General features: G+C 62.6%; 13 protein-coding genes. 7 read left to right on the top strand and 6 right to left on the bottom strand.

Features of this window, described 5'->3' with window-relative positions; all coding sequences use genetic code 11:
- From M2432_RS24360 to M2432_RS24350, 3 genes are all read left to right on the top strand, one after another.
- The coding region (locus M2432_RS24360) for a Gfo/Idh/MocA family oxidoreductase (RefSeq protein ID WP_280829414.1) at positions 1-726 on the top strand (726 nt) is incomplete at its 5' end.
- Positions 727-903: 177 nt separating this feature from the next.
- The gene (locus M2432_RS24355; protein ID WP_280829413.1) at positions 904-1,902 is read left to right on the top strand and encodes a Gfo/Idh/MocA family oxidoreductase; all 999 of its coding nucleotides are present in this window, start codon (positions 904-906) and stop codon (positions 1,900-1,902) included.
- Positions 1,903-2,172: 270 nt separating this feature from the next.
- A complete protein-coding gene (locus M2432_RS24350) occupies positions 2,173-3,339 on the top strand; it encodes an acyltransferase (protein ID WP_280829412.1) in 1,167 nt (388 codons plus the stop codon).
- 32 nt (positions 3,340-3,371) lie between these two features.
- Here M2432_RS24350 and M2432_RS24345 read toward each other — a convergent pair whose 3' ends face one another.
- Positions 3,372-5,012, bottom strand: a complete 1,641-nt coding sequence (locus tag M2432_RS24345; RefSeq protein WP_280829411.1) for a GMC family oxidoreductase — start codon at positions 5,010-5,012, stop codon at positions 3,372-3,374.
- A 178-nt stretch (positions 5,013-5,190) separates the two neighbouring features.
- Between M2432_RS24345 and M2432_RS24340 the strand changes: the two genes are divergently transcribed.
- The 4 genes from M2432_RS24340 (at position 5,191) to M2432_RS24325 (ending at position 10,404) form a co-directional block, all read left to right on the top strand.
- Positions 5,191-6,471 carry a glycosyltransferase gene (locus tag M2432_RS24340; RefSeq protein ID WP_280829410.1) on the top strand — a complete coding sequence of 427 codons (1,281 nt, stop codon included), beginning with the start codon at positions 5,191-5,193 and terminating at the stop codon, positions 6,469-6,471.
- A gap of 210 nt (positions 6,472-6,681) precedes the next feature.
- Entirely contained in the window at positions 6,682-8,064 is a 1,383-nt protein-coding gene (locus tag M2432_RS24335) for a nucleotide sugar dehydrogenase (RefSeq protein ID WP_280829409.1), read from the top strand.
- Positions 8,065-8,112: 48 nt separating this feature from the next.
- Positions 8,113-9,117 (top strand): GDP-mannose 4,6-dehydratase, encoded by a 1,005-nt coding sequence (locus tag M2432_RS24330; RefSeq protein WP_280829408.1) that lies wholly within the window; start codon positions 8,113-8,115, stop codon positions 9,115-9,117.
- 9 nt (positions 9,118-9,126) lie between these two features.
- Positions 9,127-10,404 (top strand): glycosyltransferase, encoded by a 1,278-nt coding sequence (locus M2432_RS24325; protein WP_280829407.1) that lies wholly within the window; start codon positions 9,127-9,129, stop codon positions 10,402-10,404.
- Positions 10,405-10,418: 14 nt separating this feature from the next.
- On the opposite strand, the gene M2432_RS24320 is transcribed toward M2432_RS24325, so the two are convergent.
- The 5 genes from M2432_RS24320 to M2432_RS24300 all read right to left on the bottom strand — a co-directional run bounded on the left by M2432_RS24320 (position 10,419) and on the right by M2432_RS24300 (position 15,562).
- A complete protein-coding gene (locus tag M2432_RS24320; RefSeq protein WP_280829406.1) occupies positions 10,419-11,753 on the bottom strand; it encodes a hypothetical protein in 1,335 nt (444 codons plus the stop codon).
- A 139-nt stretch (positions 11,754-11,892) separates the two neighbouring features.
- Positions 11,893-12,693 carry an ABC transporter permease gene (locus M2432_RS24315; RefSeq protein ID WP_280829405.1) on the bottom strand — a complete coding sequence of 267 codons (801 nt, stop codon included), beginning with the start codon at positions 12,691-12,693 and terminating at the stop codon, positions 11,893-11,895.
- On the bottom strand, positions 12,690-13,445 hold the full coding sequence (locus tag M2432_RS24310) for an ABC transporter permease (RefSeq protein WP_280829404.1): 756 nt from the start codon (positions 13,443-13,445) through the stop codon (positions 12,690-12,692). The genes M2432_RS24315 and M2432_RS24310 overlap by 4 nt, the downstream gene beginning before the upstream one ends.
- Positions 13,442-14,371: an ATP-binding cassette domain-containing protein gene (locus M2432_RS24305; protein WP_280829403.1), complete on the bottom strand. Its 930-nt coding sequence runs from the start codon at positions 14,369-14,371 to the stop codon at positions 13,442-13,444. The genes M2432_RS24310 and M2432_RS24305 overlap by 4 nt, the downstream gene beginning before the upstream one ends.
- A gap of 126 nt (positions 14,372-14,497) precedes the next feature.
- The gene (locus M2432_RS24300) at positions 14,498-15,562 is read right to left on the bottom strand and encodes an NAD-dependent epimerase/dehydratase family protein (protein WP_280829402.1); all 1,065 of its coding nucleotides are present in this window, start codon (positions 15,560-15,562) and stop codon (positions 14,498-14,500) included.
- Positions 15,563-15,566 lie beyond the last annotated feature (4 nt).

Below are 15,566 nucleotides of genomic sequence, written 5' to 3'. Positions count from 1 at the left end.
GAGGCCGGCAAGCACGTGCTGTGTGAGAAGCCGTTCATGGCCAATGCCGCCGAGGCCCGCGAGATCGCCGAACTGGCCGCCAAGTCCGGCCGGGTCGTGATGGAGGCTTTTCACTACCGGTATCACCCGTTTGCGTTGCGTGCCGAGGAGATCATTGCTTCGGGGGAATTGGGAACCTTACAGCGGGTGGACGCCGCCTTCTGCTACCCGCTGCCGAAGTTCTCCGACATCCGCTACAACTATTCCCTAGCCGGTGGCGCCACCATGGATGCCGGATCGTACGCGGTCCACATGCTGCGTACTTTCGGCGGCGCGACTCCAGAAGTTGTTTCGGCACAGGCGAAGTTGCACGACAGCAAAGTGGATCGCGCGATGACGGCGGAGGTACGGTTTCCCGCCGGGCACTCCGGCCGGCTCCGTTGTTCGATGTGGTCGGCCGATCTGTTGCGGATAAGCCTGCGGGTGGTTGGTGATCGCGGCGAGCTGTATGTGCTCAATCCTGTGCTGCCGCAAGCTTTTCATCGGTTCTCGGTGCGATCCGGCAGCGGCAAGCGAGTGGAACGCTTCCCGCGGCGCGCCACCTACGCATATCAGCTGGATGCGTTCGCCGCTGCCGTGTTGCGCGGCGAGCCGGTGCGGACCACCCCCGAGGGGGCGATCGAGAACATGACCGTCATCGATTCGATCTACCGCGCTGCGGGTCTTCCCGTCCGCGAGCCGAGTTGAGCGCAGTTACTGACGGTAATGTCAATTCCGGCCCGCGCCCATTCGAATGTCTTCTACTATCGCGTCGGTGACCGGTACCTGCGCAAGCCTGCGTAGAGCCGTCTGCGACCTGCGAACCGGACGCAACAACCGGACTGGCCTCGCCGACACGGCGCGGCAAGACAGAGGAGAGAAGTAATGCCAGATAGCGCTGGCCGGGTACGCATCGGCATTTTGGGAGCGTCGAGCTTCGCGCCGACGACGATGATCAACCCGGCTAAGGACAACCACGATGTCGTGGTGGCCGCGGTGGCGTCACGTGATCAGCCCAGTGCTGATGAGTTTGCCGCCAAGTACGGGATCCCCAAGGCGTACGGCAGCTACGAGGCGCTGATCGACGATCCGGACCTGGATGCCATCTACGTTCTGGTGCCGACCAGCATGCACGGGAAGTGGACGAAGTTGTCATTGGCGGCCGGCAAGCACGTGTTGGTCGAGAAGCCGTTCACGGCCAATGCCGCCGAGGCCAAGGAAATCGCCGATCTCGACTCCAAATCGGACCGCGTCGTGATGGAAGCGATCCAGTTCCGCCATCACCCGCTGACACGCCGCGTCGAGGAGATCATTGCATCAGGGGAGATCGGCACACTGCAACGAGTCGACGTGAACCTGTGTGTGCTACTGCCGACGTTCAAGGCCAACTGCTACAACTACGCCATGGCCGGCGGCGCAATGATGGACGCCGGCAGCTATGTGACGAACATGGCCCGCACATTCGGTGGTTCGACCCCGGAAGTCGTTTCGGCACAGGCGAAACTCCAGAAGCCTCAGGTGGACCGGGCCATGACGGCCGAGTTGCGGTACGCAAGCGGCCACACCGGCCGACTGCGCTGCGCTCTCTGGTCTGGGAATATGTTTCGGGCGAGCGCCAAAGTGGTTGGTGATCACGGCGAGCTGAGCTGGCTCAGTCCGGCGGCACCCAACGTCTTCCCGCTGCTTTCTGTTCGGTCGGCCAACGGGAAGCGGACCGAGCGCTTCTCGCGCCGCACCACCTACTCCTTCCAGCTGGAGGCGTTCGCCGGTGCAGTGCTGCGCGGAGAGCCGGTGCGGACATCGCCGCAGGACGCGGTCGAAAATATGAGCGTCATCGACGCGGTTTATCGCGCTGCAGGGCTTCCGATCCGCGAGCCGAGCTGACTGACGTGTGTGGTCACTAACGTGGCTCTACGAGTTAGCCAAAACTGACGTAGCGGTTAAAAGCATACGTAATACTTGCCCGCGGTCGTGGCTCTGTGCCCGGCGTATGAAGCTGAAAAGCGAGGTCTGCAGTGAAGGTTATCCTGGCATGCCATGGCATCCGGGGCGATGTCGAGCCCTGCGTGTCATCGGTCGTGAGTTGTTGCTCAGGGGTCATGACGTGAAGATCTCGTGGAGAGTTTCGTCCACCTCAGGAGTGTCTGCTGATCGATGAGTGTAAATCTGGAACTCGTTGGTGACAACGAAGATAAAGAAGACGTCGGGCGCAGAAAGCGCACGCTCGGAGAGGTATTCGACCCGAAGAACAACGCGCTGAACGCGTGGCGGTTGATACTGGCGACCGGTGTCATCCTCTGGCACGCGTGGCCGCTGACCGGCCGCACCATCTCCTTCGAGCCTGTCCATCAGCTCCTTCGCGACGGTTGGGTCGACGGATTCTTTACTATCTCCGGATTTCTCATCACCTGGAGTTGGTTCAGGCAACGACGGACTCGTGACTACTTCTTGGCTCGAGGCCTGCGCCTCCTTCCGGGACTGTGGACATGTCTGATTGTCACCGCGATCGTTATCGCCCCAATTGCCGTGCTGATCCAGGGTGGTTCGGCTGCCAAGCTGCTGCTGTCGCGCGCGCCGTACGAGTACATCCTGGGAAACAGCGCGGTGCAGCTGCTCAAGCACGACATTGCCGGAACACCCAGCGGCATCCCGTGGCTCGGAGAATGGAATGGGTCACTTTGGACCCTGTTTTGGGAAGCGCTATGTTATGTCGCGATCGCGGGCCTCGGCATTGCCGGCCTGCTGCGTCGCCGGTGGGTCATCCCGGTGCTGTTGGCGCTGATGTTGTACTGGTCGGCGTTGCTGCCGGCAGATACTCCCTTTATCGAGGCACCGCCCGGCGCACACGTGCGTCTCGATGCCGCGACGCAGCAACTGCTGACGAATGGGATTGCCGTGCGTTTCGGGGCCATGTTCCTGGCGGGAGCACTTCTGTATCGGTTCCGGAGTGTGATCCCGGCCCGTTGGTCGCTGGTCGCTGTAAGCGTGAGCATTGTTCTCGCGGCGAGCGCGCTGCCCAATTACCGTGTGATTGGCGCCATTCCGCTGGCTTACGCCATCATCGTTTCGGGCGCTCTCATCCGCAACAAGCGTCTTGGACTGAAGACGGACCTCTCCTACGGGGTCTATATCTACGCGTATCCCATAGAGCAATTATTGGTGGTTTGCGGGCTTGCGTTTCTGAACCCGGTGATACTCGCAATCATCGCGACCGCCGCCACCCTACCGCTCGCCGCGCTGAGCTGGCACCTGGTCGAAAAGCCCGCGATCTCATTGAAATCAAGGTTGAAGCGGAAGATTCCTCCGACTCCGGCTGAATAGTGTGTGGCGGCAACAGGATTCGCAACGGTGGCCTAGCTGGCGAATTGCGCCTGGTTCAGGTGCTCGGCAACCCGTAATGCGTTGGCCGCCACCGTCAGACTCGGATTCAGGCCGGCACTGGAAGGAAAGAACGAAGTGTCCACCACGTAGAGGTTGTCCACTTCGTGCGCGCGGTTCTGCGAATCCAGCACGCTGGTCGCGGGATCGGTACCGAATCGGCAGGTGCCGCAGACGTGGCCCACGTTGGAGTTTTCCTTGCCGCTGCCCAGACTGCGGGTGCGGAACGGTTCGACTGTCCCCTTGAACAGTTGCAGGAATGCCGCATGGCGTTCAATCTCGTTGGCGTGCAAGCGGTATTGAATCCGCATCCGCTGGCGCCCGTCGGAGCCGGGCCGGTCAGACAGCAGTACGCGGTTGTCTCGATAGGGCAGGTCTTCCATCATCGCGGCCAGGATCAGTCCGCCGGTGAAGAACTTTTCGTATACCCGGCGCACCGCCGGCTTCATCAGGCGTAGTGCTTTCGCCTGCGCGCCGGGGCGGTTGATCATCCACTCCATGGGCGGTATCGCGCCGAACGACTGCACGGTCCCGTATTTCTGGCCTTGATGGAAATAGAAATCGTTGAGGCCGATCTCTTTGTTGGCGTCGGTGATCTTGGAGTCGGGTTGCGGCCAGATCATGACAGGGTCGAGCAGATGGCGCATCAGGTTGCGGCCCACCATGTCTGAGCCGTTGGCCAGTCCGCGTGGCCAATCGCCCGAGCGGGAATTGAGCAGCAGCACGGGCGTGGCCAGCGCGCCGGCAGCCAGCACCACCACTTTGGCCTTCAAGGCGAGTCGGCCTGATGGATGCTCGCAGATCACCTGGCGCACCCCGGTGCGGTCCGCTTCCAGGTGCAGGACCCGGCATTCGGGCAGCAGGTGCGCGCCGTGTTCGGTGATGGCGGGCTGCACGCCGTTACGGGCGGAGTCGTTCTTACACGGTTGGGAGCAGAGGAAGGTCTGGCACGTGGCACACCCGTCGGTGTAGTCGCACGCCATCGGCAGGTGATAGGGATGCAGTCCACGCTGTGTCAAATGGTCGACCAATGGCTGATTATCAGCCGAAAATGGTGGTGCCGCAGGCAGATCGACGCTCGCTGCGTCGGGCCGCAGGGGATCACGCTGGCCACGGACCCCCAACAGCTTCTCGGCCTCGGCGTACCAGGGCTGCATCTGCTCGAAGGTGACGGGCCAGGCTTCTGGCACGGTGGAATCGCCGGGGTCGGCGAAATTCTGCCGCGGAGTGAAGTCTTGAGCGAAGAATCGCTCGCACACCATGCCGTAGAGCGCCGAGGATCCGCCGGTGCCGCTGCCGATGAACGGTACGAAGCGCTTAGCGGAACGTCCACTGATGTCCTCGACCTCGTCGGTCGAGCGTCCGCCGCGGGCCAGGGCCTCGAAGTAGCTGTCGGCGGACCGAGCCGACGTCGGCTCGGCCAGTTCCGGCATCGCCGCGCGAATCGTCCCCGTTGTCCCGGGCAGTGTCGAGCGGCCCTTCTCCACGAACAGCACCCGCCGGCCTGATTGGGCCAGTCGGTAGCCCAGCATGCCGCCCCCCATACCGGTGCCCACGACGATCACATCCCACGCGATGCGTTCCGCCTCGTGTGCGTCAAGCGCGCCGTCAGCCAAAATTGAGCTCCTCAGCGTGATGGCCCAATGATTGGCCGGGTCTGGGCGATTCGGGATGGTACCAACGATGGGCCCCGAGTCATGGCGGAATACTTACTTGGGCGTCAAAAATCCGGTATTAATGACCGGTGCTCCCCACGTTGTGCCCGCAGGACGACCGGAAGGTCAGGACTCCGCGATGAAAATTGTGTTGTCGAGTTACGGCGGTCGCGGCGACATTGAGCCCGCCGTGGTCGTCGGGCGTGAGCTGCAGCGCCGAGGACACGATGTCCGCATGGTCGTCCCGCCCAACCTGACCGGCTTCGCGGAGGCGGCCGGGCTCACAGCGACCGCATACGGGCTGGATTCGAAGGGCATTCTCGACCTGCAGTGGAAGTACTTCACCTGCTACGGCCGCACCCCGTGGAAGCTCAAGGAGCTGGGCGCGATGGCGCGCGAAACCGAACAATTCGCCGCCGAGTGCTGGGCGGACATGACCAGGACCCTGGCATCGGTCGCGGAGGGGGCCGACGTGCTACTCACCGGCCTGATCTTCGAGCAGCCCGCCGCCAACGTCGCCGAGGCCTACGACATTCCATTGGTGACCCTGCATTACTTCCCGTGTCGGGTGAACGGCCAGCTGCTGCCTCTCCTGCCGTCACCACTGAGCCGTCTGGCGATGACGGTGAACGATCGCACGGCGTGGCGCTCGACTCGTCAGGGTGAAGATGCGCAGCGCCGCGAGCTGGGACTGCCCGAGGCCACAAGTCCGGTGCCACACCGCATCGACCGACGGGGGTCGCTGGAGATCCAGGCGTACGACGAGTTGATCTTTTCGGGCCTGGCGGCTGAGTGGGCTAAAGAGGCTGGGCATGGACCGGCCAATAGGCCGTTTGTCGGCGGGTTGGCGATGGCCTCGCCGACGGATGCCGATGCGGAGGTGGCGTCGTGGATTGCCGACGGCACGCCGCCGATTTTCTTCGGGTTCGGCAGCGTGCCGGTCGGATCGCCCTCTGAGACGATCGCCATGATCGCGGCGGCCTGCGCGCAGTTGGGTGAGCGTGCGGTGGTCGGGGCAGGTGGGACCGATTACGGCGATGTCCCGGGTTTCAACCACGTCAAGCTGGTCGGCCAGGTGAACTACGCGACGATCTTCCCGTCCTGCCGCGCGGTCGTGCATCACGGCGGTTCAGGCACTCTGACGGCCTGCCTGCGGGCGGGTGTTCCGCAGTTGGTCCTGTGGACGTTGCCCGACCAGCCGTTTTTTGCGTCTCAGTTGAAGCGACTGAAGGTGGGCGCTGGGCGGCGTTTTTCGACCACCAACGAGAAGACGCTGGTCAAGGACCTGCGTCGGATTCTGGCCCCCCAGTACAAGGCACGGGCCCGCCAGATTGCGCCGCTGATGACCACACCCGCCGAGAGCGTCGCGGCCGCTGCAGATCGCGTGGAAGAATTTGCGCGCCTTAACAGTGTTGTCTGACTGACGATGTCGCGGCCGGCGGCCGTGCAAACAGCCAACTCGGTGCTCAAACCGTCCTGAACTGCAGGAGCGTTCCCGCCACCTGCTAAAACTCCTAATTTGGATCTGTTGACGCCAGCGTTAGTTAAACTGCCGCAGTTGGTCGGGGACGGAAGGCCGTCGCTGACATCCCGCCCGGCGTGTACGGGGACAGAAAGGCTAGGAGCCGCCATGGCTAGAGGCGTATTCGGACAAAGCGATACTGAGATCGACCTCGTGGTCCGCGGCATGCGGTCGGGGATCGCAGTCGTGGGCTTCGGCTACATCGGCACGGTGATTGGTGCGGTGCTGGCCGACCGCGGCTGGCCCGTGACGGGGATCGACGTGAGGCAGAGCGTCGTCAACGACATCAACCTCGGCAAGACCTCCGTGGCCGAGCCAGGCCTTGATGAACTCGTATCCAATAGCGTGCGCACCGGCCGGCTACGCGCCACGACCGATTTCGGTGCCATTACAGACAACGATTTCGTCATCGTGAACGTCGGCACGCCGCTTGGTCCGGACTACGAGCCCATCGTCGACGACATCACGGCGGCGGCGCGGGCGATAGGGGAACACCTGCGGGCCGGCCACGTCGTGATCCTCAAGAGCACGGTTCCGCCCGACACCACCGAAAACCTCGTTCGGCCGATCCTCGAGGAAGCCTCTGGACTACAGGCCGGGGTCGATTTCGGGCTGGCGTTCTGCCCGGAGCGGCTCGCCGAAGGCCAGGCCATCCATGAGCTGACAACAATTCCCGTTGTGGTCGGCGCAGTCGATGACCGCAGCGCTCGCGCCTGCGCGGCACTGTGGCGACACGCCCTGGGAGTGGAATCCGTCATTGTCGAGAATCCGCGGACCGCTGAGATGGTGAAACTTGCGGACAACCTGTGGGTCGACCTCAACGTCGCGCTGGCGAATGAACTTGCCAAGATATGCGACCGGCTGGGGATAGACGCCCTTCAAGTCATCGAGGCGGCCAACACGATGCCCAAGGGCGGCCACCCGGTCAACATTTTGAGGCCGAGCATGGGCGTCGGCGGGTACTGCCTGACGAAGGATCCGTGGTTCGTCAATCATCTTGGCCAGTCCGTGGGGCTGAACCTGGAGATCCCGCGGACGTCGAGAACTGTCAACGACACGATGCCCGCCTACACCTACGGGCTGTTGACACAGCTGCTCGCCGACCAGGGCAAGTCGATCGAGACCAGCAAGATCGCGGTGCTGGGCATCGCATTCAAGAACAACACCGGCGACTGCCGGCTCACCCCCACCAAGTACGTCCTGGCCTTGCTCGAGGAGTCCGGTTGCCAACTCACGGTGCATGACCCGTGGGTGCGGGACGAGGAGGCGCACACGGTGACGAAGATCCCCATGACCCCGGACATCGAGTCCGCGGTCAAGGACGCCGATGCCTTGGTGGTCCTCGCGGGGCACCGAGAGTTTCACCAGGTTCCTCTGGCTCAGCTCGCCGACCTGACGGCACCCAGCTGCGTGTTTCTCGACGGGCGCAACAGCTTCGATCCGGCGGCGGTCAACGCTGCAGGCTTCGTCTACAAGGGGATCGGCCGATAGTCGGCTGACAGGGATTTGCAAACCGACACGTCAAACGAAAGAGCAAATATGTCCAATGTCGTCGTGACGGGCGGCTACGGCTTCATCGGATCGCACTTGGTGACCGCGTTGTTGGAACGCGGCGACACCGTCACCATTTTTGATTTCGCGAAGAACACCCGTGACAGCAGCATCGAGTTCGACCGGCACCCCAATTTCCGGTTCGTCCAAGGCGATGTCACCGACCTGGCCGCGCTCGAGGAAGCCCTGACTCCCGACGTCGACACAGTGTTCCACCTCGCCGCGGTCGTCGGCGTCAAGAACTACATGAACGATCCGCTGCAGGTTCTCGATGTCAACGTGATCGGCACCCGAAACGTGCTGGAATTGAGCCACCGCAACGGCATACGCGTGGTGTTCGCCAGCACATCCGAGGTGTTCGGCAAGAATCCGAACCCACCGTTCGCCGAGGACGACGACCGTGTTCTCGGCTCGTCGAAGACGGCGCGGTGGAGCTACAGCACCAGCAAGGGTATGGCCGAGCATCTGGTTTTCGCGATGCACGCTGCCTATGGACTGCCGGTGACGGTGGTTCGCTACTTCAATGTGTATGGGCCGCGGCAGAATCCGATTTTCGTGGTGTCGCAGACCGTTCACCGGATCCTCAACGGCCGCCAGCCGCTGCTCTACGACTCGGGTGACCAGACGCGCTGCTTCACCTACGTCGACGACGCGGTCGCCGGCACGTTGCTTGCCGCCGACAGTGATGCGGCGATCGGTGAGGCGTTCAACGTCGGGAGCATGACCGAGACGACCATGCGTGAGGCAGTGGATCTCGCGATCAAGATTGCCAGCGTTGACGGAGTGTCCAGCGCCGAAGCCGTTGATACGGCATCGCGTTTCGGCGGCCGCTACGAAGACATTCCCCGTCGTATCCCCGATTCGACCAAGGCGCAGCGGGAGCTGGGCTGGCGCCTCAAGGTCGACGTCGAGGAAGGGATCCGCCGGACCATCGAATGGGCCCGGGCCAATCCGTGGTACCTCGAACAACCCGCCGGGGATGGCCAGGGCTGAGGACCCGCGATGAAATTCGTGTTGGCCAACTGGGGAACTCGTGGCGAAGTGGAACCTTTCGCGGCGATCGGCCGTGAGCTGGTGCGCCGCGGGCATGACGTGAGCATGGTTGTCGCGCCTGAAATGGTCGGCTTCGCGGAGTCCGCTGGGCCTCAGGCAATCGCCTATGGACCGACCTTGCAGTCCATCGACGACCCGCATCATGAGTTCTTCGCATTGCTGTTCAGCAAGCCGTGGAAGCTCAAGGAGCTCAACAGGTTGTTGGGTGAGGTCGGGGACCCTCTGAACCAGTGCCGCGCGGATGCGAGAAAAGTGCTGCTGTCGGTGGCGGACGGCGCCGACCTCTTGCTAACCGGCATGAACTACGAAGACGTCGCCTCCAACGTCGCCGAGCATTGCGGCACCCCGTTGGCGACGCTGCAGATCATCCCCTTGCGCGTCAACGGCTCTTTCGTGCCGTTCCTCCCGCCGCCGCTGGCGCGTGCGGCGATGAAGGCGATGGACTGGGTGGCCTGGCGTGGAAAGAAGGCCGACGAAGACGCCGAGCGTGCCGAATTCGGCCTGCCGAAGGCCACCGGCCCATGGACACAACGGATGACCGAACACGGGGCGATGGAAATCCAGGCCTACGACGCGGCGTGCTGGCCCGAGCTGCCCGAGGAATGGGCGGCATGGAACGCTCACCAGCCCCCGCGACGCCCCTTTGTCGGCTCGCTGACGATGCAATTGTCGGCCGCGCAGGACGACGAGATCGCCTCGTGGATCGCTGCGGGAACATCGCCGATCTTCTTCAGTTTCGGCAGCATGCCGGTTGACTCCGCCGCCGACATGATCGCCATGATCGCGGGCGCGTGCGCGCAACTCGGCGAGCGGGCACTGGTCGGTGCGGGCTGGACCGACTTCAGCAGCGTTCCGCAGTATGACCACGTCAAGATCGCTGGCGCGATGAACTACGCGGAGATCCTTCCCACCTGTCGTGCGGTCGTACACCACGGCGGCTCGGGCACCACGCACGCCGGGCTGCGCGCTGGGCGTCCCACGCTGATCCTGTGGATGCTGCCGGATCAGGGGTGCGGGGGAGCTCAGCTCAAGAAACTGAAGGTGGGTGCTTCCCGTCGCCATGTAGCGACCACGGAAAAGACGTTGGTGAAGGATCTCCGCACGATCCTCGATCCCGAATACCTCACGCGTGCAGAGCAACTCGCCGACCGGATGGTCAAATCCGACGAGAGCGTTGCCATGGCAGCTGATCTGCTGGAGGAGTTCGCCCTTTCACGCCGCGGCTGACACGCCGCGGCTGATCAAGGGCAGATCCCCACCCATTTCGGGTCATTCGCCAGCTGATCGCAGTGGGCGATCATCGGCTTCGTGGACTGATTGGCGTTGATTCCCACGAAGGCTGGGAGCACTGCCAGAAGAAGAACCGCCACTATGAAGAAGACGCGAGTGCGCCTAGTGGCCGGTTGGGCGGACTCAGGGCGGCGACCCGCGTACAGCAGATACACCAAACCCACATCGAACGAGATGGCTACCCACCACCGAATCCAATCCGAGGTGGTCGCGAAAACTGGAAGCACTAACAGTGCCGCCAGAGCTACCCATGAAAGCCGACCTTGTAGTGCTTCGCGAAAGCGCCGGAACGGTACGCCGGAAACTCCCTTGATCAAAACTATCGTCACCGTGAGGAGAGCGATTCCCGCCAACATCGACCCAATCCACGGGATCCAGCCAACCTGGCTGAATCCCTCGACGGGGTTGTTTCTTGTTGTCACGGTGATAAAGCGGCACATCCAGTTGTGGTAATCCGTGTAGGCATGTTCGCCCCTGAGTACCTGATCGGGAGTCAACGTAATCGGGAAGTCCACGGCGCGATGCGGTAACCGGGCACATTGCGCCGAGGCGTCTACCCGTCCGAATAGCGCTACCGCCCCTGCAACGGCCAACCCCGGAGCTACGGCGAGAACTACGCTCAACCGCTGTGTTTTGGCCGAACTGTGCGCCAGAACCACAATTGCCAAGACCGCACCGAGCGCCTGCAGAAATGGGATCGCCTCGTGGATCAGAGTCAGCACCGCTGTGGTTGCGCCATAAATTGCGCTCGCAACGAGAAGCGATCGCTCCTTGGCGACAAATACGGCTACGACTGCGAAGACCGCCAGCGCTGCCTCGCCAAGGAGGTCCGGAGTCGGTACCACAACAGCGCGCGCATAACCGAACGGCAGCAACGGTATGAGCAGCGCCAGTAGCAACCGGCGTTCGGAGCGGCCGAATTTCACTGCCACGGCGTATGCCACCGCCGCGATGCCGGCAACGAAGAGCGCGGGGACGAGCCAGCGCAGTATCAGGAGGCCCGTGAAGTAGAGGTCCCCGGGAAAGAGTTTCAGAAGCTCACCGGCGAGTCCGCGCCTGACGAAACCCTGGTCGTAATTGACTGCGTAGTAGGAGAAAAACTGCAAATTGGGTTCGAGCAGGGCGGTGAAACCAACCCAAAACGCCATATACAGCAACAAGAGCAGTCCGACGATTGCGTAACCCACTCTGCCCTGAGCAGTGAGCGGGTTATTCGACTGTGGTCCTGACAGCGGTTCTTCGGTTTCGGCTGGACGCTCATCCAACCGTTCTGTTTCGCTGCTCATGCTGGGGAATTGGGGTAGGCGAGCCGCTTTGTGAGAGGAAAACTTTTTGCCAACGCGACCTCCGGCTGCTCGCTAGTTGATTGTTGAATCGAAAAATCCCACCGCATAAAAGCGGGTGACTGAGCTGCTGCCGCCGACGTCAACCGCGCACACCGCCTGATTCGGCTGCGGCACGGTAACCGCGGACAGCCAGCGGTCCGACGATCGAGGCACCGGCAATCGTCCAAAGCACGCCCCATAGCAGGGGCCACCACGGGAGGCCACCTAGGGCAAGCGTCCGCATGGATTCCACGATCGGCTCCATTGGCTGGAATCGCAGCAGCGGCCACATCCACGAGGGCAACGATTCGACGGGTGGAGAGCCCGAGCTGGCGAACACGGCGGTGATCGCGGGCAGCCCAAGCCAAATGAGCACCGTCCCGTCCTTTGCCCGTACCGCTACGGCGACCACGGCCATCGCAAACACGACGACTACCAACACCGGAACCAGCAGGTACAACAGCAACTCGAGCGGGCCCCCGTGGAATCGGAGCCCGAGCCCGATTCCGACCGCTGTGATCAACGCGGTGCTCACCACCGTCCGCAGTGCCTCGGCGATCAGCCTGCCGGTCAACACACTGGCGCGACTTACCGGCAACGCCCACAGTCGGCTGAGTAAGCCTGTGTCACGCTCGAACGTGAGGGTCATGCCGACCGCGAGTGACCCGGAAAACGCTCCGGCTATTGCGCACGTCGGCACCAAGCCGTAGAGGCTGTCCGTGCCGGTGATTCGCAGTACTGACTTGCCGACCAGCAGGTAGTAGGTAATCAGCAGAAACGTTGGGAAAATCACAGATTGGACGGGCACCATCGGGTCGTGGCGCCAGTGCTTGAAATGCTGGACGGCGAATACCCAGCTCTCTGAGAGCAGCGAGCGGCGCACTGGTGCGGTGGCGGTCATTGCGTCCGCCTCTGCATCCGCACCGCGATGGCCCCGAACACCACCAGCATGCCTAGGCACCAGGCGAAGCTGCTCGCCACACTGCTGATTGCAACATGGCCGGCGGCGAGCCCACGCAGGGTTTCGGTCACCTGTGACACCGGCTGGTAGCGGACGAACCCATGCAGCCACTCGGGGAATGAGTCGACGGGCGCCATCCCGGTGGACAGCATGACAAGCAACATCTGGGGGACGAGCAGGATCTGACTGGAGCCCCCGGTTCTGCCGATCGAAGCTCCTGAGATCCCCACCCCGGTTGCATCTGCGGCAAGCGATAGTGCCAGTGTCAACGCCAGGACGAAACATGTGAAAACCACGAGATGGACTGGCCCGCCGAGCATTCGGAAGCCGAAGGCGTACCCTGCCGCGATCGTGGCGACCAGGGCGATGCCCCCGCGGATGAGGCAGTACAGCATGCGGGCCGCCAGCGGTGCGATCGTTGGGATGGGCAATGTGCGGAACCGAAGTCCCAGCTCAGACTGATGGTCTCGGGCAGCCCGGTCGACGGTTGTCAGCGCGCCGAGCAACGTCACCTGGACGATGATCACGGGTAGAAGGTATTGCGGGTAACCAATCCCGCCGGTGTCGATCACATTGCGCAGCGCGAGGTTGAAGATGATGAAGTTGCCCGCGGGCGCCAAAACCGCGAACGGCAAATCGCTGCGCAGTGTGTTGCGCACCATGCGTTCGGTCAGAACAGCAACGGAGGTCACGCTGCGACGCTGCCCGTAAGGTGGAGGAACACCTCGTCCAGGGACGGCTTGCGCAGCGAAATGTCTTCCAGCTCAACGTCAAGCTGATCGACCCGGCGGAACACCTCACTGAGTGTCGCAACGCCGTCGGTTGCCAAAACCGACACGGTGTTGGCTTCTTCATCGGCTTGGGCGTCCTGAAGATCGGTGACCGCGGCGAGGATCTTGGACAGGTCGGCGGGATTGACCGGACTGACCGTGCAATAGCTGAACCCGATACGGCGCTTGAGGTCGTCAGCGGTTCCGGTTGCGACAACGCGACCGTGATTGAGGACGACGATCGAATCGCTGAGCACATCGGCTTCTTCGAGGTACTGCGTGGTGAGAAGGACCGTCACGCCGTCAGCCGCCAACGACGACACAAGGTCCCACACACTGCGGCGGCTGCGCGGATCCAACCCGGTTGTCGGCTCGTCGAGGAAGAGCACTTTCGGCGGAACGACCAGTGCGGCGGCGATATCGATGCGCCGCCGCATACCACCGGAATAGGTGACCACGTTCCGGTCAGCGGCGTCGACCAGGTCGAATTGTTCGATCAACGCGTCGGCTCGCGCGTTGGCCTCTTTTCGGCGCATTCCGTGCAGTCGGCTGAACATCACCAGGTTCTCCCGGCCGGTGAGCTGCCAGTCGATCGCGGCGATCTGTCCCGTCAAGGAGATGGATTCCCGTACTTTGGCGGGCTCGCGGGCGACGTCATACCCGGCCACGATTGCTTGGCCATAAGTGGGCCGCATCAACGTGGACAGGATATTGATCGTGGTCGTCTTTCCTGCACCGTTATGACCCAGCAAGGCGCAGATCGACCCAGTGGGAACAGAAAAGCTTACGTCTTGTAATGCGAGTACATCCCCGTCGAACGTCTTCGCTACGCCGTCAAGTTCGATCACGAGAACAGACCATCGCGAGAGCGGAGTCGAAGTAGCGACGTCTGCGTCGCAACTGTGAGGCTGAAGATCATTTCCTACCTACTTCAGGATGGCTGACGGATGTGTGTAATTGGTTGGCGCAACGGGTCATTCACGAGGCTCGCCGATCCAATCAAGCAGGGCGCGCAGACCGTCTTCGAGAGTCCACTTGGGATGCCAGTCGAGTTCCTTCATTGCCGGTTCGATGTCGCACCTGGCAGCGCGTACGTCACCGTCGCGGAATTTCGCTACGACAACCGGTTCGGGGGCACCGCAGATAGTGGCGATCGCTTGAGCAAGCTCATGAATGGTGGTCGGGACGCCCGACCCGATGTCCACGCAGCGTGATCCAGCCGCAGGTTTTGCTATCGCAGCGAACAGCCCCTCGACAACATCATCGATATATACGAAATCCCGCATGATCCGGCCGTCTTCGTAGATTTCCAACGACTGCTGCTGGCGGGCCAACCGCGCGAACAGCGCGACGATTCCGGTGTACGAATTTGTCAGCGACTGGCCTGGCCCGTAGACGTTCTGCAGACGGAGCACGCTGATATTTGTGTCGTGAGAGGCTGCCCAGGCCGAAAGTATGTGCTCTTGGGCGAGTTTGGTTGCGGCGTAGATATTTGTCGGGCGAGGCTCCGTCCGGCCCGCACAGCTCGGAAGCGGTACGGCTGCGTCCCCGGTGGGCCCCGTGGGATCCCAGATGCCTGCTTCCAGCTGCGCGTGGCTGCGAGGCTGTGGGTGGTAGACCTGTCCGCCCGATTCCCACGCGCCCTCGCCGTAGACGGCTCTCGACGAAGCCAGAACGAGCTGATCGGGCGTATGGCCTGCGCGACTCAAGGCGTCAAGAAGTTGGGTTGTTCCGACCACGTTCACCGAGCCGTGGCGCGTCGCCTCGGAGAGTGATTGCGCCGTTCCGGTCTCGGCCGCCAAATGGACGATCTGGGACGGACGGAACAACCGGAGCACGGCATCCATGTCCGGTCCGTGGGTGACATCGCCCGTGAACAACCGAACGGATTCCGGTAGGTCGATGGCTGAATGGGCGCCGTGCACTTGCGGGTGCAGGATGTCCATCACAGCGACGTCGTAGCCGGAGCCCACGAGACGACGCGCGAGTGCGGACCCGATGAACCCTGCCCCGCCGGTGATGAGTACGGATCTTGACAAGGTG

This window comes from Mycobacterium sp. OTB74 (assembly GCF_029892685.1).
Classification (GTDB): Bacteria; Actinomycetota; Actinomycetes; order Mycobacteriales; family Mycobacteriaceae; genus Mycobacterium.
The sequence above is the reverse complement of the archived record's forward strand: the minus strand, read 5'-3'. Positions and strand labels throughout refer to the sequence as shown.

What these genes read in the sequence shown, in the direction of transcription:
- M2432_RS24315 (WP_280829405.1), bottom strand. Translation starts at nt 12,693, where the DNA reads ATGACCGCCACCGCACCAGTGCGCCGCTCGCTGCTCTCAGAGAGCTGG.
- M2432_RS24340 (WP_280829410.1), top strand. Translation starts at nt 5,191, where the DNA reads ATGAAAATTGTGTTGTCGAGTTACGGCGGTCGCGGCGACATTGAGCCC.
- M2432_RS24330 (WP_280829408.1), top strand. Translation starts at nt 8,113, where the DNA reads ATGTCCAATGTCGTCGTGACGGGCGGCTACGGCTTCATCGGATCGCAC.
- M2432_RS24350 (WP_280829412.1), top strand. Translation starts at nt 2,173, where the DNA reads ATGAGTGTAAATCTGGAACTCGTTGGTGACAACGAAGATAAAGAAGAC.
- M2432_RS24325 (WP_280829407.1), top strand. Translation starts at nt 9,127, where the DNA reads ATGAAATTCGTGTTGGCCAACTGGGGAACTCGTGGCGAAGTGGAACCT.
- M2432_RS24320 (WP_280829406.1), bottom strand. Translation starts at nt 11,753, where the DNA reads ATGAGCAGCGAAACAGAACGGTTGGATGAGCGTCCAGCCGAAACCGAA.
- M2432_RS24335 (WP_280829409.1), top strand. Translation starts at nt 6,682, where the DNA reads ATGGCTAGAGGCGTATTCGGACAAAGCGATACTGAGATCGACCTCGTG.
- M2432_RS24355 (WP_280829413.1), top strand. Translation starts at nt 904, where the DNA reads ATGCCAGATAGCGCTGGCCGGGTACGCATCGGCATTTTGGGAGCGTCG.